17 protein-coding genes are annotated in these 15,253 nt (G+C 64.6%); 8 read left to right on the forward strand and 9 right to left on the reverse strand.

The annotated features are described in order from the left end of the window. Positions 1 to 24: 24 nt before the first annotated feature. The 3 genes from ACX80U_RS09815 (at position 25) to ACX80U_RS09825 (ending at position 1,573) form a co-directional block, all read left to right on the forward strand. Positions 25 to 276, forward strand: a complete 252-nt coding sequence (locus ACX80U_RS09815) for a hypothetical protein (protein ID WP_459268256.1) — start codon at positions 25 to 27, stop codon at positions 274 to 276. A 284-nt stretch (positions 277 to 560) separates the two neighbouring features. Beyond that, the gene (locus tag ACX80U_RS09820) at positions 561 to 1,106 is read left to right on the forward strand and encodes a hypothetical protein (RefSeq protein WP_459268257.1); all 546 of its coding nucleotides are present in this window, start codon (positions 561 to 563) and stop codon (positions 1,104 to 1,106) included. 212 nt (positions 1,107 to 1,318) lie between these two features. After that, positions 1,319 to 1,573 (forward strand): hypothetical protein, encoded by a 255-nt coding sequence (locus ACX80U_RS09825; RefSeq protein WP_459268258.1) that lies wholly within the window; start codon positions 1,319 to 1,321, stop codon positions 1,571 to 1,573. Positions 1,574 to 2,937: 1,364 nt separating this feature from the next. Here the strand turns inward: ACX80U_RS09825 and ACX80U_RS09830 are convergent. From ACX80U_RS09830 to ACX80U_RS09860, 7 genes are all read right to left on the reverse strand, one after another. Then, the gene (locus ACX80U_RS09830) at positions 2,938 to 3,843 is read right to left on the reverse strand and encodes a helix-turn-helix domain-containing protein (RefSeq protein WP_459268259.1); all 906 of its coding nucleotides are present in this window, start codon (positions 3,841 to 3,843) and stop codon (positions 2,938 to 2,940) included. Positions 3,844 to 4,320: 477 nt separating this feature from the next. After that, on the reverse strand, positions 4,321 to 4,596 hold the full coding sequence (locus ACX80U_RS09835; RefSeq protein ID WP_459268260.1) for a hypothetical protein: 276 nt from the start codon (positions 4,594 to 4,596) through the stop codon (positions 4,321 to 4,323). 111 nt (positions 4,597 to 4,707) lie between these two features. Then, on the reverse strand, positions 4,708 to 5,073 hold the full coding sequence (locus tag ACX80U_RS09840; RefSeq protein ID WP_459268261.1) for a hypothetical protein: 366 nt from the start codon (positions 5,071 to 5,073) through the stop codon (positions 4,708 to 4,710). A 948-nt stretch (positions 5,074 to 6,021) separates the two neighbouring features. Continuing rightward, on the reverse strand, positions 6,022 to 6,483 hold the full coding sequence (locus ACX80U_RS09845; RefSeq protein WP_459268262.1) for a hypothetical protein: 462 nt from the start codon (positions 6,481 to 6,483) through the stop codon (positions 6,022 to 6,024). 10 nt (positions 6,484 to 6,493) lie between these two features. After that, the gene (locus tag ACX80U_RS09850; RefSeq protein WP_459268352.1) at positions 6,494 to 6,784 is read right to left on the reverse strand and encodes a hypothetical protein; all 291 of its coding nucleotides are present in this window, start codon (positions 6,782 to 6,784) and stop codon (positions 6,494 to 6,496) included. After that, positions 6,708 to 6,968 (reverse strand): helix-turn-helix domain-containing protein, encoded by a 261-nt coding sequence (locus ACX80U_RS09855; RefSeq protein ID WP_459268263.1) that lies wholly within the window; start codon positions 6,966 to 6,968, stop codon positions 6,708 to 6,710. Before ACX80U_RS09855 ends, ACX80U_RS09850 begins: the two co-directional genes overlap by 77 nt. Before the next feature lie 9 nt (positions 6,969 to 6,977). Next, the gene (locus ACX80U_RS09860; RefSeq protein WP_459268264.1) at positions 6,978 to 7,982 is read right to left on the reverse strand and encodes an IS110 family RNA-guided transposase; all 1,005 of its coding nucleotides are present in this window, start codon (positions 7,980 to 7,982) and stop codon (positions 6,978 to 6,980) included. 368 nt (positions 7,983 to 8,350) lie between these two features. Here ACX80U_RS09860 and ACX80U_RS09865 point away from each other — a divergent pair, with 368 nt between their 5' ends. The 5 genes from ACX80U_RS09865 to ACX80U_RS09885 all read left to right on the forward strand — a co-directional run bounded on the left by ACX80U_RS09865 (position 8,351) and on the right by ACX80U_RS09885 (position 12,277). Further along, positions 8,351 to 8,653, forward strand: a complete 303-nt coding sequence (locus ACX80U_RS09865; protein WP_459268265.1) for a hypothetical protein — start codon at positions 8,351 to 8,353, stop codon at positions 8,651 to 8,653. A gap of 23 nt (positions 8,654 to 8,676) precedes the next feature. After that, positions 8,677 to 9,162: a hypothetical protein gene (locus ACX80U_RS09870; RefSeq protein WP_459268266.1), complete on the forward strand. Its 486-nt coding sequence runs from the start codon at positions 8,677 to 8,679 to the stop codon at positions 9,160 to 9,162. A gap of 120 nt (positions 9,163 to 9,282) precedes the next feature. After that, complete coding sequence (locus ACX80U_RS09875; RefSeq protein WP_459268267.1) at positions 9,283 to 10,311, forward strand: oxygenase MpaB family protein; 1,029 nt, start codon at positions 9,283 to 9,285, stop codon at positions 10,309 to 10,311. Between the two features lie 198 nt (positions 10,312 to 10,509). After that, positions 10,510 to 10,941: a LexA family protein gene (locus tag ACX80U_RS09880; protein WP_244186340.1), complete on the forward strand. Its 432-nt coding sequence runs from the start codon at positions 10,510 to 10,512 to the stop codon at positions 10,939 to 10,941. Between the two features lie 61 nt (positions 10,942 to 11,002). Then, positions 11,003 to 12,277 (forward strand): Y-family DNA polymerase, encoded by a 1,275-nt coding sequence (locus ACX80U_RS09885; protein WP_459268350.1) that lies wholly within the window; start codon positions 11,003 to 11,005, stop codon positions 12,275 to 12,277. A 93-nt stretch (positions 12,278 to 12,370) separates the two neighbouring features. Here ACX80U_RS09885 and ACX80U_RS09890 read toward each other — a convergent pair whose 3' ends face one another. Next, a complete protein-coding gene (locus ACX80U_RS09890; protein WP_459268268.1) occupies positions 12,371 to 14,491 on the reverse strand; it encodes an acyl-CoA dehydrogenase family protein in 2,121 nt (706 codons plus the stop codon). Next, positions 14,488 to 15,249 (reverse strand): TetR/AcrR family transcriptional regulator, encoded by a 762-nt coding sequence (locus ACX80U_RS09895; protein WP_459268269.1) that lies wholly within the window; start codon positions 15,247 to 15,249, stop codon positions 14,488 to 14,490. Before ACX80U_RS09895 ends, ACX80U_RS09890 begins: the two co-directional genes overlap by 4 nt. Positions 15,250 to 15,253 lie beyond the last annotated feature (4 nt).

Raw genomic sequence — 15,253 nt, forward strand, 5'->3', positions numbered from 1 at the left:
CTCCCTTATGTACAGGAGACCGTGATGAGTAGGGCTTCAATCCATCCAGCAGTGCGGCGCGGTACTTTCTGGTGGAGACTTCAGATGATGGTGTTGGGCGGCATCGCCGCCGCCATCACGGTTCTTACCTTGCAAGATCCGTCCCCTGCACGACTGGTGATGGCAGTCGTGGCTATCGTCGTCTCAGCAATTTTCAGTCTTTTCGCTATCAAGCAGATAGAGGCGCTCCGCCACGAGTACGAATATGCCAAGGTTGGGCTCGAGAAGCATCGCTGACGTCAACAAGAGACGGCGGGGCGCCCGATGAGGTGCCTTCAACATTGGCGAGAACCTGGTTCACCACCGCGCTGCCTCATCACACCTGGCTCAAGAGGCGTTTCTCCTGTCCGTTAATCGATCGCTTCGCGTACGTGATTCTTCGCGGAGTTCCTGCCCTCCCACTGCAAGGCTAGCTGTGACGTCGCAGATTGACGGAGCCATAGCTGCATTTAGTTCAACGGGATGAAGCTCCCGCGAGATGCGAGGGTGCCACTACGATTTTCAGTGCTAGAAACGACACTATGACCACGTCCAACACTCGGGAACCTCTGCAGCTCAGTCAGTCACCAAAACGCCAGCTGTCATCCGTGGGAATTTTCGCGATCATCCTCTGCGCGTACATCCTCCTGGCTTCCCTAGGCATCATTCCTGATTGGCTAATGTGGTTCGGCGTGATCGTGTTCGGGGTGGTCATACTGGTCGGTCTGTACGCAGCATTGAAGGCTCGCGATGCTGCGTGGGAACTGAGACTGGACGAGAACGGAGTGACCGTCCGCGGCTATCCGACGACGCCGTGGACCGATCTCTCTGAAATTCGCTTAACCGGTCCTCGGCCGCGGTGGCTGTTTCCTCTTCTGCAACGGCAGCGCGTCGTAGCTTTTGTGGGGCAGCCAGGAGTCGATGTACCCACCTTGCCATCTAGTCGCGGACACGGTCGCGCAAGCCGGTCCCGGGAACGGATGTACGGGACGCAGCTGGTACTACTCCCGAACATCTTTAACGCCTCGACGGAAACGGTCTTGCGCGCCGTGGAACAGCTAGGCAATCTGCCCGTCGTTCGAGACTAACTAGCACTGACAACTGGCTCCAGGTTGCTTTGACGTCCCGCTGGGGGATCGGCTTACGGAAGTGCATGAGCACCTTCAGTGGAGTGGACTTTGCCCGTCAGAGCGTCAATTTGGTACTGCTCAGTGTGATGCGAGAGCAGTAGCTTGCGAGCACTATCCTCAGAAAGAGGGCACGGGTCTGTCCCTGCATCATGACGAATACGGGAACCAATATGGCAAGTAGCAAGCAGCTCAAAGCTCCGATGATGATCGCACTAGTCATCTCACTTGTCGCCGCTTGGGCAGGAGTGCTGATTGGCAGCGATTCTGCTTGGTATTGGGCGATTCTCGTTGTTCAAGTGCTCGCGGTCATCGCGACGATTGTTTTCCTCGTCCGCCTCGTCCGCGCTCAGCGTGACGAGTACTGGAGAGAACGCGGTCGTGACCCGCGCAATCCGACTCAACCAGGTTCAAAGGGCGGCTCATAAGCGGAGTCCGTTCGACGATCGTTCACCGTTCCAAGGGAGTCATGGCTGCCGAGGTCGACGACGGAGCCGCGCTATGCCAACACCCGCTGCTATGACGCTGAGGACAAGAGCTGGAACGTGACTGGCCCGACGCGGGGGTGGTTCTGCTAGCTGATTATTGGCGAAGGCATCAACGAACTGGTCAAGTTCATACAAGCAGCCACGAGCCGCTGCGTCATCACCTGGTTCCCACTTCCACTCTCGGTATTCCGCGGCTCCATAGATGCAAACGTCTTCGTCGAGAGCGTCGTACCAAACTTCGATGATTTTGCCCGGCTCTGCTCGCCTAGCGATCTTGGTACTCCAACCGTTGACCGTCTCATGCCCCGCTTCCCACCCTGTGTAAGCATGTTCTGCCGTAACAACGGCCTCATTCCGCAGGACAGCAAGATCGAGCCTTCGACGCAGTTCGACAACGAAGGCCGGAGGGGAAGGCTCCATTAGCGCCCGCCTGTTTTGTGGGGAGGTTGCCATAGTCCTCATCGTCCCACCCCTCTCCGCTAGTGACCCGCTTCCCTGAAAGCGAATCGTCCGCTGAGGATCCCGCAGCGGGACGCGACCGTCGACGTCGCTACTCTTCCCTCATGGGGATTCTTGGGTTGGCATTGCTTGGAGGCGCTTTAGCGTTCTTTCTGGTCATTGGTGCGAGTGTTTATCTGCTCGCCACAGACTTGGGTGACACGCCAACCACTCTCCGGGTTCGGCTGCTGTGCAAGTGCTTACTGGGAGTGTCTCTGCTGGCACTAGCACTGAGTTTGCTCGCGCTCTTACCCACCTAGCAGCAGTGCCCGTATGTCGATCAACCAACGTCCCTAGGCACTACAACTAGCTCAGCGGCGATGAGACGCCGTACGGGCGCGTTAGATGCGGACCTTCGTAGTGGCGTAGCAGTAGGAGTACCACGCTGCCAAGCCGCCGGTGAGGTTGCCAGCCGGTTTGGCGCAGAAAGCGCTCGTGCGGCGGCGGGTCGTTTCCCTATAGCAGTCACGACCCCAGCTGCCTGTGTAGCAGTACGTTCTTGTGCTTTCCACAGTCCAGCCGGGCCACGATGTGTTCGCTTTGGAGGCATTAGCCGGGGCTACATCAATACCTATCAAGGAGAAGGCAAGAAACAGGGCTGCAAAGACCGCACCTAAGCCGCGTGCGGTGCTCATGTTTCGTGGCGCTACGAGATTACTCAAAGTCCTACCCCCATACTCGATAGTCAATTTCTCAAACCATGATCGTAGGTTACAGCCCCTTCCAGGGCGTGCAAAGGAATCCCCGACACGCCCCCCAATTGATGTACGTTGCCGGATCCCCATGCGGACATCTGTAAACCCTATCTAGGACGTCGGCTCCGGCGCCTCGGGTGCTTCGAGTTGCACTGCCAACTCCATGCAGCGCAGGCGGGCCGGGGAAAGGTCGTAGGGCATGCTTTGGATGACCTCCGCCGCACTCCTGGCGCGGGAGCCCTCTGCCGGCTTGGGGCCGGGCGCTGCGTCGGCGTCCTCGGGCGGGTGCAGCTCATCCCAGGCGTCAAAGAGTGCGTTCACCTCCTCCACCTGGCCGGACTCCTCGATGACGCGCATCAGCGCGGTTTCGAAAGCGTGCCGCTCGGCCGCCACCTGCGCCACGCGGGGGTCGTCGACGGCGACAGTGTCGTCCAGGGCCGCCTCGGCGGCGTCGATCCGGTCGGACTCCGCCCGCAGTACTGGATCGGCGGCCAGAGCGAGGAAGCGACCGGCCTGGACGGCGGCGCCGAGCGGACCGAAGATCCGTTCGGTGACCAGCAGGACGTCCAGGTCGTCCTGGCGTAGCGAGCCCTCGGGCGCGCCCTCGAGGCGGGCGGAAACGATGCCGTCGAGCAGTCCCAGCCGACTGCCGAGCGTCTGCATGCGTTGCACCGAGGCGCGCTTCCGCTGCAACTCGGCCTCCTGAGCGGCGAGGGCGTCCTGCAGTCGAGCGAGGACGCCGGCCAGCTCGTCCTCGCCGTCGCCACCGCCGAGTGCAGCGCCGTCGAAGGCATCGCGGATGTCGTCGAGACCGATCCCGGCGTCGGCCACGCGTCGGATCCAGAGCAGCCGGATGATTTCCTTGTAGCCGTATCGGCGGCGGCCGTCGCCGCCCCGCTCCCGCTCGGGAAGCAATCCGATTTGGTGGTAGTGGCGGATCGCCCGGGGGGTGATGCCGACGAACGCAGCAGCGTCACCGATCAGGACCTGTCGGGGTGGGGCCTGGAACGGGTGCATGGCGGACCTTTCGGGGCGGAACGGGACGTGCTTCGAGCAGACCACATGACGCTGCGGCAGGTGCAAACCCGACCTGACGCTTACCTGTGCCGGTACCGGCACCTATGCCGGTAAGGGTGGCTCGCCGCGTGATCGGACTCGTGGTTCTCGTCCCTACGTCACCGGACATGCCGTCCTCGATCAGTTAGGCGGGTAGTAAAAAAGGGCCCTCCTGCGTTAGCGGGAAGGGCCCTCTTCATGCGCTCGTCCGACTAGGGATGTCGACAAGAACACGAACCAGCGTAAGTGCAGGTACGACGTGAATGCGGGAGCGACGCGCGCCCTTCCGCTGATCGCTCGACTGACCGTGACCCTGACCCTTGTGCCCGTGGTGATGACTGGAGTTGTTTTTGGACGGACGCGAGGTCCCTCGCGAACGACGATGACGTGAAGCTGCAGCGCGTAGCGATCCACTTATTAGCGTCAGTGTGGCTTCCGCTATTGGGGCGTGCGTGGTCGGGAGTAGCGGCGGATGAGATTGTTGATCGCGAGTGTCGCGATGATGATGGAGACCGCTACGGCTGCCAGGCCGACGTAGAGTCCGGTCAGCATCATCAGGGGCGAGCTCGCGTCGGCCAGGAACCCGATTCCGTTGATCGCCTCAACAACCCAGAGCGCGGTAATGGCGAGCAGTGCCGAGATGGACGGAAGATCCCCCCGGTGCTTACCGAACCAGTGCGTCGTGCCTGCCTTTTGTTCCCCCATGAGTGCCATGCTCCAAGTCTGCGGTGACAACATCACAAGGAGGCTGACGACACGTACCGGATTGGTCACAGTCCGGCAGGAGAAGACCACAACCTGCGGGCTGACCCGGTCGGGCGGTTTTCAGTGGATGTCGAGGCAGTCGTTGATGATCCACCAGACACCGTCGAGGGTGTACCCGCGGTCTTGGTCTTGGCTGAGCGTGTGCGCTTGGACTGCTCGCATGGCGATGCCTGCGTGCGCCCAGTTATCGACCGTGGCACTCTGGTCGTCGACATATCGGTTCCACAGGTCATCGTGCTGCTCTTTGGGTAGGCGCACCATCGCACCGTAGGGTCCCCGGAAATCATCGACCGGGCCCTCGAACCGGACGGTTGCGAAACCCAGCCGGGCTTCGGCCGAAAGCAGCCGCAGACCGCTGATGCTCGGACAACGCGCAAACGCCCGCTCAATCGCCTGCACATACTCCTCAGACTGTAGCTGTTCCACTGCGTCCCTTCGCGTCCCCATGACAAGAAGTGTCCCATCCCGTCCGGCCGGCACCCCAGATGCAGGAGTGCCTGCGCGCAGGGTCAGGTCGGTGTCCTTCACCCCTTGAGGGCACTACCTTCGCTGCCACTGCTGCAGGGTCGCCTGGTCGGGGCTTGTGCTGAGTGCACGTGGTCAGGAGATCGGCCAATCAGAGTGCGCGCTGTAGGGGGCGCGGGGGCTTCGGCAGATGTTGTCGTACATCTCGATGACGGATTGCCAGAGCATGTCGCGGGTGAGGAACGAAGTCGCCGAGATCGGCACAACCTACGTCACAACCACGCGGTGAAAAGACGGGGGCAGATCCCGCTAAATCTACAGATCTATGGATCTACAAACCAACATTTGTAGGGCGCCCTTGCGCTTGTACAAGTGCTCCCGCACCCTGCAAGGTGGGGCTTACCCACAGGTGGACGGCTTTGAGCTCCACCCTTCGGGCTCCACCCGCCCACAGGTGGATGACCCGCACCACGGCCACGGCTGACCCCAACCCTCGTGGCTCTATTGCCACTATTAGTCCTATGAGCCTTTAGCCGGATCAGCTCCTGCTGTTCATGAGCACGCTGGTAGGAGGCTGTGCACGCCTACCGCTCGCTTGAGGTGGTCTGTCCAGTGTCGGTGAGGTGGTGGGTGTGTGCAGGCGGGCTTTCTGGTTCCTGCTGTCCAGGTGTGTGCGGGACAAGCAGCGGAGCGTGGGGAGCTTGTGCCGTGCACATGACGCTCCTATAACTGTCAAGAGCGAGGACTGAGGCTCCAAACCGTTTTTTACAGCATGATGCTCAGCTCCTGATGGAGGAGTGACAGATTCGCGACAGCCAGCGCTGGGACAGGACAGAAGTAGGGCTCACCTCAGGCGAGGTGAGCCCTACTTCTGGCGCGTATAGAAAGCTGGTTCTGAAGCGGAGCCGGTTAGTTCCCGGGCATAGCGGCAGCTGCGCCTTCGGCGGAGCCACCACCTTGCATGGTCTTTGTGCCCACGACGGTCTTTCCATCCTCCGCGTAGACCTTGACGACGCGGGGCGTATTCTTGCGCTCCTTCATCATCCGGACTGCTTCTTCCGGGTTCTTTGGATCCGTTCCGTGGGAAGCCTTCAAGTCCGCCTTCTTGACGTACCCGAAGGTGGTTTGGTCGTCGGCTATGGCAAAGATCAGGTCGGGCTCGTCGGCTGGCGATCCGGCATCCATGGCCGACCCGAACGTTTGACCCTGCGCATTCTTCTTGTATGTCACCTTCGCTACCTCCTGGGTGGATACGTCTCTCGTGGCGTCACCGGCTAGCGCACTCGAAACGGTGAACCCCGTGAACGTTCCGATCACGATAGCGACCGCGGTGACTGAAAGAGTACTAAGTTTTTTCATTGAGTAGTCCATCTCTTCAGCCTTAGAACGGATTGGTTGCGTAGCCGACAGGTGTGCGGAAGGTATAGACGGTGTTGTACCCGTTGCCATTCCATCCCTTGGTGACACCCCAGGCGAAGTACCGTTGTGCGCCACAACCCATGCCTAGGTTGGTGGATTCGGAGCTGCTTGCGCTGCTGGTATAGACGAAGCTTCCTTGCCCGGCGTAGAGGCTGTATTCCCAAGCCTCGAGCCGTTTAACCAGCACTTCGGAGACAGCGTGGTGCTTGCTCGTGGAGCCAATTTCGGTAGCGATTGAGGAGCTCGTCATCACGTGTTCTACCTCGCTCGAGTCGTGAGAGGGTCGAGGGCCACGTCTGTAGGTCCGTGGCTGCTTGCTGAAGTGTCATCCCGAGTTGGTGGCGGGTCGGTCGTAAGTCCAGGACGGTTGGTGCCGGGATCGGGTTAGTGATTTGACGGTAGACCTCCCTGGCTACGTAGCGTTTGAGGCAGCGCATGATCTCTCGTTAGCTCTTGCCTTCCTCGGTTCGTTTGGCGACGTAGTCTTTGGTCCGCGCGTCGATGTTCATGCGTACCAGGACAATGTGATGCAACGCGCAGTTGGCCTGCCGGTCGCCCCCACGGCTGAGCCGATGCCGGCTGGTCTTGCCCGATGACGCCGGGATGGGGGCGACACCTGTGAGGGCCGCGAACTGTGCCTCGCTGCTTACTCGTTCCTGGTTATCACCGAAGGTGACGAGCAGTTGGGAAGCAACATCTGGGCCCACTCCGGTCAGCTCCTGCAGCAGTGGTGCGTAGGACTCCAGAATGTCCTGCAGCTGCGTATCCACCTCCTCAATCTCAGCGCTCAGGTGCTGGTATCGGATGGCCAAGGCCTTTAACACCCGAGCTGTGACATAGGAGGGGTCAGCTGAGTGCCCGGACGGCCTCGAGCGTCCCATCACGCTGATCATCATGGCGCTGGGCATGGCCTGGTACTTAGACCGAAGGGTCTCGGGTGCTGAGACCAGCAAGCCTTTGATTTGGTTGATTGCCGCGCTTCGCGACTTCATCGCAGATGTCCGAGATGCTCGCAGGACGCGTAGGCACTCAACGGGACCGTCCTTGGCCTTCGGAACGGCGCTACTCCTACCAGTGATGACTGATTGGGCGGCGCGGTATGCATCTAGGGGGTCGGTTTTACCTTTGAGCCGGCGATGCTGACGATCGGGCCTGTTCACCTCGATGACGAGCATGCCCGCTTGCTGCAGGACCTTCGTCAACGCAGCCCCATAGGTGCCGGTGCCTTCCATCCCTACCTGTAGGACATCTCCAAACCCCGTGAGGAAGGCCAAAGCTTCCCGATAGCCCGTGGCCGTCGTGGGGAACGCCCGATCAGCCAACGGTTTCCCGTACTCAGTGACAACAGCGACGTGATGGGTATCAGCATGGGTGTCGACCCCAATCACGACGCGAGTTTCCTGCATTCCAGCGTCTGACATGTCTGCCTCTCGATGGCGGTGGATCTTCACGCGGCCAGGACGGGCAGGCAATACGGTAAAGGGATCTGGTCACACTCCTATCAAGCCATACCCATCAGCACGTGAAGCGATCGCGGGCCGGCGGACAGGTCATGTGAAAGACAGCAACCCTGGAAGGTTGCGTCATGTGGTCAGAGAGTCACACCGGAACCGCGATCAGTTTCCACTATTACCGTGGTCAGGAGGTGCACCAACTACTTCCCCCCGTCGATCAGCCTCGACCCTTTGTGCACCAAAACGTTTTGCAACGCTTAGACGGGCTTAGAGCGGCTCCGGGATGGTCGCAGAATCCATGTGCGGAAGTGCCGCCCTCTTTCGGCGCACTCAGACGGGTTTTGCTACCGTTCGAATAGGAGGACATGATGATCAGGATCATCCGCTGGTTGCTGACCTCGAGCATCCGGTACAGCTACCGGTTCGTCCGTGCCACCCTTCGGCTGCCGCTGCTGCTGCTGCCCATCCCGCCGCGGGTGCGCAATCAGGTCGCAGGCGCCTTGGCGATTGCATTCTGGTTCTTCCTTCTGCTCGTCCCGGTCGCCGTCTCCGATAGTCCCTGGTGGGCCGAGTGGCTGGTCATCGGCGCGGCCGCTCTGGTCATCGTCGGTGTAGTGCGGATGGAGGGCCGCCGGCCGATCCTCCGTCGACCTGCGCGGGTCCGATGACGTCCTGGCAGAGGTAGTCGGTGATGAGGCAGCGCAGGGGAGAGGCTGACCGGTTCTGGGAGAAAGTCGTCAAGGGCCCGCGGCCGCAGGACTGCTGGATCTGGACCGGTGCGGTGGCCGACGACAGGTACGGGCGGTTCTGGGTCACGAGAGACGGGGAGCAACGCGCCCTGCGGCCGCAGCGCTACGCCTACGAACACCTCACCGGAGAGACCCTGCACCCCGGCATCGCGCTCATGCACGTCTGCGACGTGCCGCTGTGCGTTCACGCGACCACCGGGACGGAAACTCACCTGCTGCCCGGCACCCAGGCGCTGAACATGCTCGACCGGTCCCAGAAGGGCCGGCACGCGAATGCCTCGACCTTCCGGTGGCGCGGTGTCGGCCGCGCCCAGTTCCGGACCCAGTCGCTCACACTGCGCACAGCCCTCCTCGAGCACGGATGGGACGAGCCGATCATCCGACCCTTGCTCACGGGCATCGACCCCGAAGCGCCAACGCTATTCTGACCACGGGAGGGTCCTTTCGGCCATCTCCTCGTCAGGCCGTGTCAGAGCCGTGTTCTACGCTTCGTAGTGGAGTCCTGACCGGGGTGTCCGTCGTACCCGACCTGCCGTCGTTGGAGCCTCATGCCCGATCGCTCGATACCGCGCCCCGCCGACCTGGCCCACCGCGTCCGCCGTGCCTTCCGCGCACGGGTCTCCGGTGACCCCACCGGGGCACCGGACTGGGTGCGCGAGATCGCCCTGGTAGGGGAGGGACCGGGCTGGTTCGAGCCCGACGGCGTCGTCTGGCGGGTCCACGGCGACCTCTCCACCCTCGTCGGCGGGGTTGCGGCCCTCCTCGGGCAGGGCGCACACCCGCTGGCGATGGCCGGGGTCGCACGGCACTCCACCTACCGCAGCGACCCCTGGGCCCGCCTCGCCGGGACCGCACGCTGGCTCACCGTGAGCACCTTCGGCTCGGCGGAGCTCGCCGAGCGGGAGACGGCGCGGGTCCGCGGTATGCACGGGCGGGTCCGCGGCACCACCGACGACGGTCGCGCCTACTCCGCCTCCGACCCCGCCCTGCTGCGCTGGGTGCACCTGGCCTTCACCGACGCCTTCCTCGGCGCCCACGAGGCCGTCGGCCACGACCTGGCCCCGCGGTTCGGCCGCGACTGGGCCGACACCTACGTCGCCGACTGGTCCCGCAGCGCGCGGGCGCTCGGGGCCGAGGACCTCCCGGTCAACCGACGGGAACTCGCCGAGGCCCTGCGCGCGTTGGAGCCCGACCTCGAACCCGTTCCCGCCGAGCTCCTCACCTTTCTCTCCGCACCGGACGGGTTGAACCGGGCCGAGCGGATCTTCTACAAGGGCCTGGCCGTCGCCGGGGCGCTGGTTCTCTCCCCGTCCGTGGCCCCCCTCGCCGGCGTACCCGGCCGCGGTGACCGCTCGCCCGCGGACCGCCTCCGCTTGCAGCGCACCCGCATACAGTTGCGGGCCTTCCAACTGGCCCTCGGGCCGCACAGCCCCTCCGAGGACGCGGCGCGCTACCGGATCGGCCTCGCCGGCCCGCCGGACTGGCTCGACCGAACCTCGGCCATACCCGGACCGCCTTCAGCAGGGCTTCCGCACCGGCGTCCTAGCGGCGGCGCAGTCAATATCGGGACGCCGTAGCGGAAGACGCGCACTCGGGTGCGGAGCCGCAGCTTACCGGCCGGCACCTTCACGTCCGTGTCGGCGGCGCAGTCTACGATCGGTACCTTGGGCCGTTGCGGCCATCGGGAGGGAAGGATGCGCGAGGTCATGGACGAGTTCGGTGCATCCGGTAGGGCCCTCGGCCGGCCGGCTCCAGCCGCTGCCCGCGCGGAGTTGATGCCATCGGGCTTCGCGTCCCCGGCCCAGGACTGGTTCGAGGACCGGATCGACCTGAACCGGCACCTCATCAAGGACATCACCAGCACCTACATCGTGCGTGTGTCCGGGCACGCCATGGACGGCGCGGGTATCTCCGATGGTGACGAACTGATCGTCGACCGGGCCCTGCACCCCAGGGACGGGTCCGTGGTCGTCGCCGTCCTCGACGGCGAACTCATCGTCCGTCGACTCCGCATCACCCACTCGGACACCAGCACCGACCCCGAGACCAGTCCCACCACCAAGTCCAACAGCACGGATCCTGGTGACGGTACGGCTGCCGGCGTCGCGCTGGTCGCGGCGAGCTCCGCCTACCCGCCGATCCCCGTGCCGGACCCCGATGGCCTGGTCATCTGGGGTGTGGCCACCCGGTGCCTCCACCGTGTCTGATCCTGAACCTTCCCCGCTTGGCCGGGGTCCGGTCACCGGTCCGGCCACCTCCGGTGTCGCCCTGGTCGACGTCAACAATTTCTACGTCTCCTCCGAGCGGGCCTTCGACCCGTCGTTGGAAGGGCGCCCCCTGGTGGTCCTCTCGAACAACGACGGCTGCGTGATCACCCGCAGCGCCGAGGCGAAGGTACTCGGGATCCGGATGGGCGCTCCCTGGTTCCAGATCGCCGGACAGGCGAAGAACTGGAGGTTGCAGGTCCGCTCGAGCAATTACGAGCTGTACGGGGATATGAGTGCCCGCGTCATGGAAGTCCTCGGCCGCCACACCACCGACCTCGAGATCTACAGCATCGACGAAGCGTTCCTCACCCTCACTGGCACCCACAGGGCACAGCAGGCCACGGGCAGGACCATCAAGGCCACCGTCCGGCGCAACACCGGGCTTCCCGTGTGCGTGGGCATAGCCCCGACGAAGACCCTGGCGAAACTCGCCAATCGGTGGGCCAAGGGCAACCCGCACTTCGACGGGGTCTGCCACTGGGACCTCGTCCCGCAGGATCAGCGGCGCGCCCTGCTGCGCAGGTTGAAAGTCACCGACGTCTGGGGCGTCGGCACCAGGAACGCCGCACGCCTGAACGCCATCGGCATCGACACCGCCTGGGACCTTGCCGCCGCGGACCCGGTACTGATCCGGAAACGGTTCTCCGTGGTCCTCATGCGCACCGTCCTCGAACTGCAGGGCACGCCCTGCATCACCTCCAGCGAGTCCACCGGCAACGAACAGGTTCTCTTTTCCCGCTCCTTCGCCACCCCCGTCACCACCCTGGGCGCGATGCAGCAGGCGTTGAGCGTCTACGCCCAGGGCGCCGCCTCACGCCTGGCCCGCAAGAACCTCCAGGGGAGGGTGCTCACCGCGTTCGCCGGAACCTCACCGTTCAGTACCGGCACCAGAAGCGCGCCGAGTATCTGCATTCCGCTCCCGGCCCATACCGCGAATCCCCTGGAACTCACCCGTGCCGCGCACCGGCTCCTGCCGCTCATCGACGAAGGCGTGTCCTACATCCGGGCCGGAGTCATCATCACCGACCTCCAACCCGCTGGGACACAGGACACCCTCCTGACGCTCGACCAGGATCCCGGGGCCGGCGCCGGTCCGACCCCGGGGAAGGACACGGGCCCACTCCTGCACCAGATCGGCCAGAGATTCGGGCGCTCGGCGATCGGCCTCGGCCACGCGGGCCTGAAAGCAGGCTCGGACTGGACCATGAAACGCGACATGCTCTCACCCCACTACACCACCAAGTGGGCGGACCTGCCCGTCGTCAAAGCGCAGTAGGACCATTCAGGACCCTGAGCATCCCGCTCCGGGCTGGACGGGCAGGGCCAGTCAGGAGTGGATGCCCTCGCGGGAGGCCGCGAGGGCCCGTCACTAGCCCTTGGTACGGGACTTCGCCGCTTTCTGCGCCTTCTTCTGCCTGGCTTCACGGGCGAGGAGTGTCTTCTCGTCGATCGGCGCGTCACCGCTGGCGCGGCGGCGGCGCGTGTACTCGGCGGCCTCGTCCTGGCGCTCCTGCTCCGCTCCGCTCGCGATGGCCGAGCGCAGGTGTTCGGGCCCGTACCCGAACGACTCCACCAGGTCGAGGGCGTGCGGGCGGATCCTGGTCAGCAGCCGGTTGATGTACCGGTCCAGTGTCCGCGCGCGCTGGGAGGACAGGCGGCCGTTCATGAGGAACCACGCGAGGTCCTTCTCGATGAGGCACAGACCGAACAGGTCCCGGAGCCGGGTGAGGACCTCGCGTGTTCCCGGGTCCTCGATCTTCTTGAGGCCTCGGGTGAACGCTTCCCACTGGAGCAGCTCGGCGTGTGCGTGGGCCACCTCGATGAGCTCGTTCTGGTGCTCGTTGAAGAGGGCGGCGGACTTCTCCTGCGACATCCCCTTCGCACCGCGCAGCACGGCGGCGACGTCCGCCACACGTGACTGCACCCGGTCCGACAGCAACTCGCGCTGCGTGTCCTCGTCCCGCAGCGCCTTGGCGGACTTCTTGCCGGAGCCGGAGTCCGCCACCGTCTGCGCGACACGGCGGAGACCGGAGCGGTGCAGGGTCTTGCCCGCCGCCTGCGACACGGCGTAGCGGGCCAGGACGCCGAAGTCGACACCCTTGAACTCCTTGGCGTAGTCCGTCAGGAGGCGCTTCGCGACGAGCTGCAGCAGCACGGTATTGTCGCCCTCGAAGGTGACGTAGACGTCGAGGTCGGCGCGCAGCGATGCGAAGCGGTTCTCGATCAGGAAGCCCTGGCCGCCCGTCGCCTCGCGGCACTCCTGCAGGGTGTCGAGGGCCAGCCAGGTGCTGAGCGGCTTGAGGGCCGCGGCGAGTGTCTCGAGGTCCTGCCGGTCCTCGTCGGTGTCGTTCCTGCCGGAGAAGACGTCGTCGAACTTCTCGAGGAGTTCCTCGTGGGCGAACGAGGCCGCGTAGGTCGCCGCGAGGCGCGGCAGGAGCCGGCGCTGGTGCCGCTGGTAGTCCATCAGCACCTCCTCCCTGAGCTCGGAGGACGCGTTGAACTGCCGGCGCTGCGTCGAGTAGGTGATGGCGGCGGTCAGGGCGAGCTTGCTGGCGGCCACGGCGGCGCCGTCGAGCGAGACGCGTCCCTGGACGAGGGTGCCGAGCATCGTGAAGAAGCGGCGGCCGGGGGACGCGATGGGTGAGGTGTAGCTGCCGTCCTCGGCGACGTCGCCGTAGCGGTTCAGCAGGTTGGTCCGCGGTACCCGGACACCGGTGAAGTGCAGGCGGCCGTTGTCGATGCCGTTGAGTCCGCCCTTGATGCCGTCGTCCTCCCCGCCGATCCCGGGACGGAAGGTGCCGTCGGCGTCGCGCAGGTCCACGTAGAACCCGTGCACGCCGTGGTTCACGCCGTTGGTGATGAGCTGCGCGAAGACGACGGCGGCGCGCCCGTCGATGGCTCCGTTGCCGATGTAGTCCTTCCAGGCCGCGCGGAAGGGGGTGTCGATGACGAACTCGTCCGTGGCCGGGTCGAAGGTCGCGGTGGTGGCGATGCTCGCCACGTCGCTGCCGTGGCCTGTCTCGGTCATCGCGAAGCAGCCCGGGATGTCCATGTTCATGATCCCCGGCAGCCACGCCTCGTGGTGCCTCTCCGTGCCGAGGTGCATCACCGCCGAGCCGAACAGGCCCCACTGCACGCCGGCCTTGATCTGGAGCGAGGGATCGCCGACCACGAGCTCCTCGAAGCCCGCGACGTTGCCGCCGTGGTCGTCGTCCCCGCCGAAGGCCTCGGGGAAGGCCCGGTGCACGGCCTTCTGCTCCACGAGGTAGTGGAGCTGGTCGAGGCAGCGCCGCCGGTGGTCGTGGTGGGTCAGCCCCTCCACCTTGTGCACCTCCGGTCGTCCGGCGAGCTCCCGTGCGATCCGCCGTACGTGCGCCCACTTGCCGAGGAGCAGCTCCCCGAGTTCGGCCGTGTCGATTGTGGCCTGCTCGTCGTCCCTGATGTCGGCCGTCGCAGGAAGCTGCTGCGGCCGGGAGATGGTCTGGGTCATGGCGTGTCCTTCGCTGGTCGGCGGGTATGGGGGGAGCGTGGGGTCGACGGCGGAACGAGCGCTTCGTAGCGGCTGATGCCGTCGAAGAGCCAGCCCGTGATGTGGTGGGCCATCTGCTCCTCGGTCGGCTTGTGGGGTCCGTCGGGGGTGGAGAGCCAGTGCTCACCGGCGGCGCGGACCATGCCGATCGCGGCCGTCGGCCAGTAGCCCGGTGCGGCGTCGTCGGGCCCGGCGGGACGGTCGGGGGAGAGCAGGTAGGCGCGCATGGGCCGCGAGATCATCTCGGTGATCGCGGCGAGGAAGTGCGCGAGCGTGTCCTGCGCGCCGTCGTCGGCGGCCGTGGATTCGGCGATCCCCACCCGCGTGACGAAGGCGTACACGTTGGGGGAGGTCCGGGCCATCTGCAGGTACGCGAGCACCATCGAGTGCAGACCTTCGCGGGGCGTCGATGCCGCCTTGGCGGCATCGAGCACCTTCTGCTGCATCTGGCCGATGACCACCTCCGCCATGGCGCGCTGCAGTCCTGTCTTGTCACCGAAGTAGCGGTAGTACACGGACTTGGAGGTGTCCGCCGCAGCGGCGATGTCCTCCATCGACGCGCCCGGGCCGAGCGCGTCGATCGCGCGCCTGGCGGTCTTGATGAGCTGCCGTCGCCTCTCGGCGCGATGCTCCTCCCAGCGGCTGGACCGCCCGTCGGATGGCGGGCGCGCCTCGGGCACCTCGTCGGAGGCGCTGGGGAGCACGGCGGTAGACTTCATGATA

It is taken from the genome of Arthrobacter sp. TmT3-37 (genome assembly GCF_054510835.1).

What these genes read in the sequence shown, in the direction of transcription:
- ACX80U_RS09825 (WP_459268258.1), top strand. Translation starts at nt 1,319, where the DNA reads ATGGCAAGTAGCAAGCAGCTCAAAGCTCCGATGATGATCGCACTAGTC.
- ACX80U_RS09875 (WP_459268267.1), top strand. Translation starts at nt 9,283, where the DNA reads ATGCCCGATCGCTCGATACCGCGCCCCGCCGACCTGGCCCACCGCGTC.
- ACX80U_RS09830 (WP_459268259.1), bottom strand. Translation starts at nt 3,843, where the DNA reads ATGCACCCGTTCCAGGCCCCACCCCGACAGGTCCTGATCGGTGACGCT.
- ACX80U_RS09870 (WP_459268266.1), top strand. Translation starts at nt 8,677, where the DNA reads ATGAGGCAGCGCAGGGGAGAGGCTGACCGGTTCTGGGAGAAAGTCGTC.
- ACX80U_RS09815 (WP_459268256.1), top strand. Translation starts at nt 25, where the DNA reads ATGAGTAGGGCTTCAATCCATCCAGCAGTGCGGCGCGGTACTTTCTGG.
- ACX80U_RS09880 (WP_244186340.1), top strand. Translation starts at nt 10,510, where the DNA reads ATGCCATCGGGCTTCGCGTCCCCGGCCCAGGACTGGTTCGAGGACCGG.
- ACX80U_RS09895 (WP_459268269.1), bottom strand. Translation starts at nt 15,249, where the DNA reads ATGAAGTCTACCGCCGTGCTCCCCAGCGCCTCCGACGAGGTGCCCGAG.
- ACX80U_RS09845 (WP_459268262.1), bottom strand. Translation starts at nt 6,483, where the DNA reads ATGGACTACTCAATGAAAAAACTTAGTACTCTTTCAGTCACCGCGGTC.
- ACX80U_RS09820 (WP_459268257.1), top strand. Translation starts at nt 561, where the DNA reads ATGACCACGTCCAACACTCGGGAACCTCTGCAGCTCAGTCAGTCACCA.
- ACX80U_RS09835 (WP_459268260.1), bottom strand. Translation starts at nt 4,596, where the DNA reads ATGGCACTCATGGGGGAACAAAAGGCAGGCACGACGCACTGGTTCGGT.
- ACX80U_RS09855 (WP_459268263.1), bottom strand. Translation starts at nt 6,968, where the DNA reads ATGCGCTGCCTCAAACGCTACGTAGCCAGGGAGGTCTACCGTCAAATC.
- ACX80U_RS09890 (WP_459268268.1), bottom strand. Translation starts at nt 14,491, where the DNA reads ATGACCCAGACCATCTCCCGGCCGCAGCAGCTTCCTGCGACGGCCGAC.
- ACX80U_RS09865 (WP_459268265.1), top strand. Translation starts at nt 8,351, where the DNA reads ATGATGATCAGGATCATCCGCTGGTTGCTGACCTCGAGCATCCGGTAC.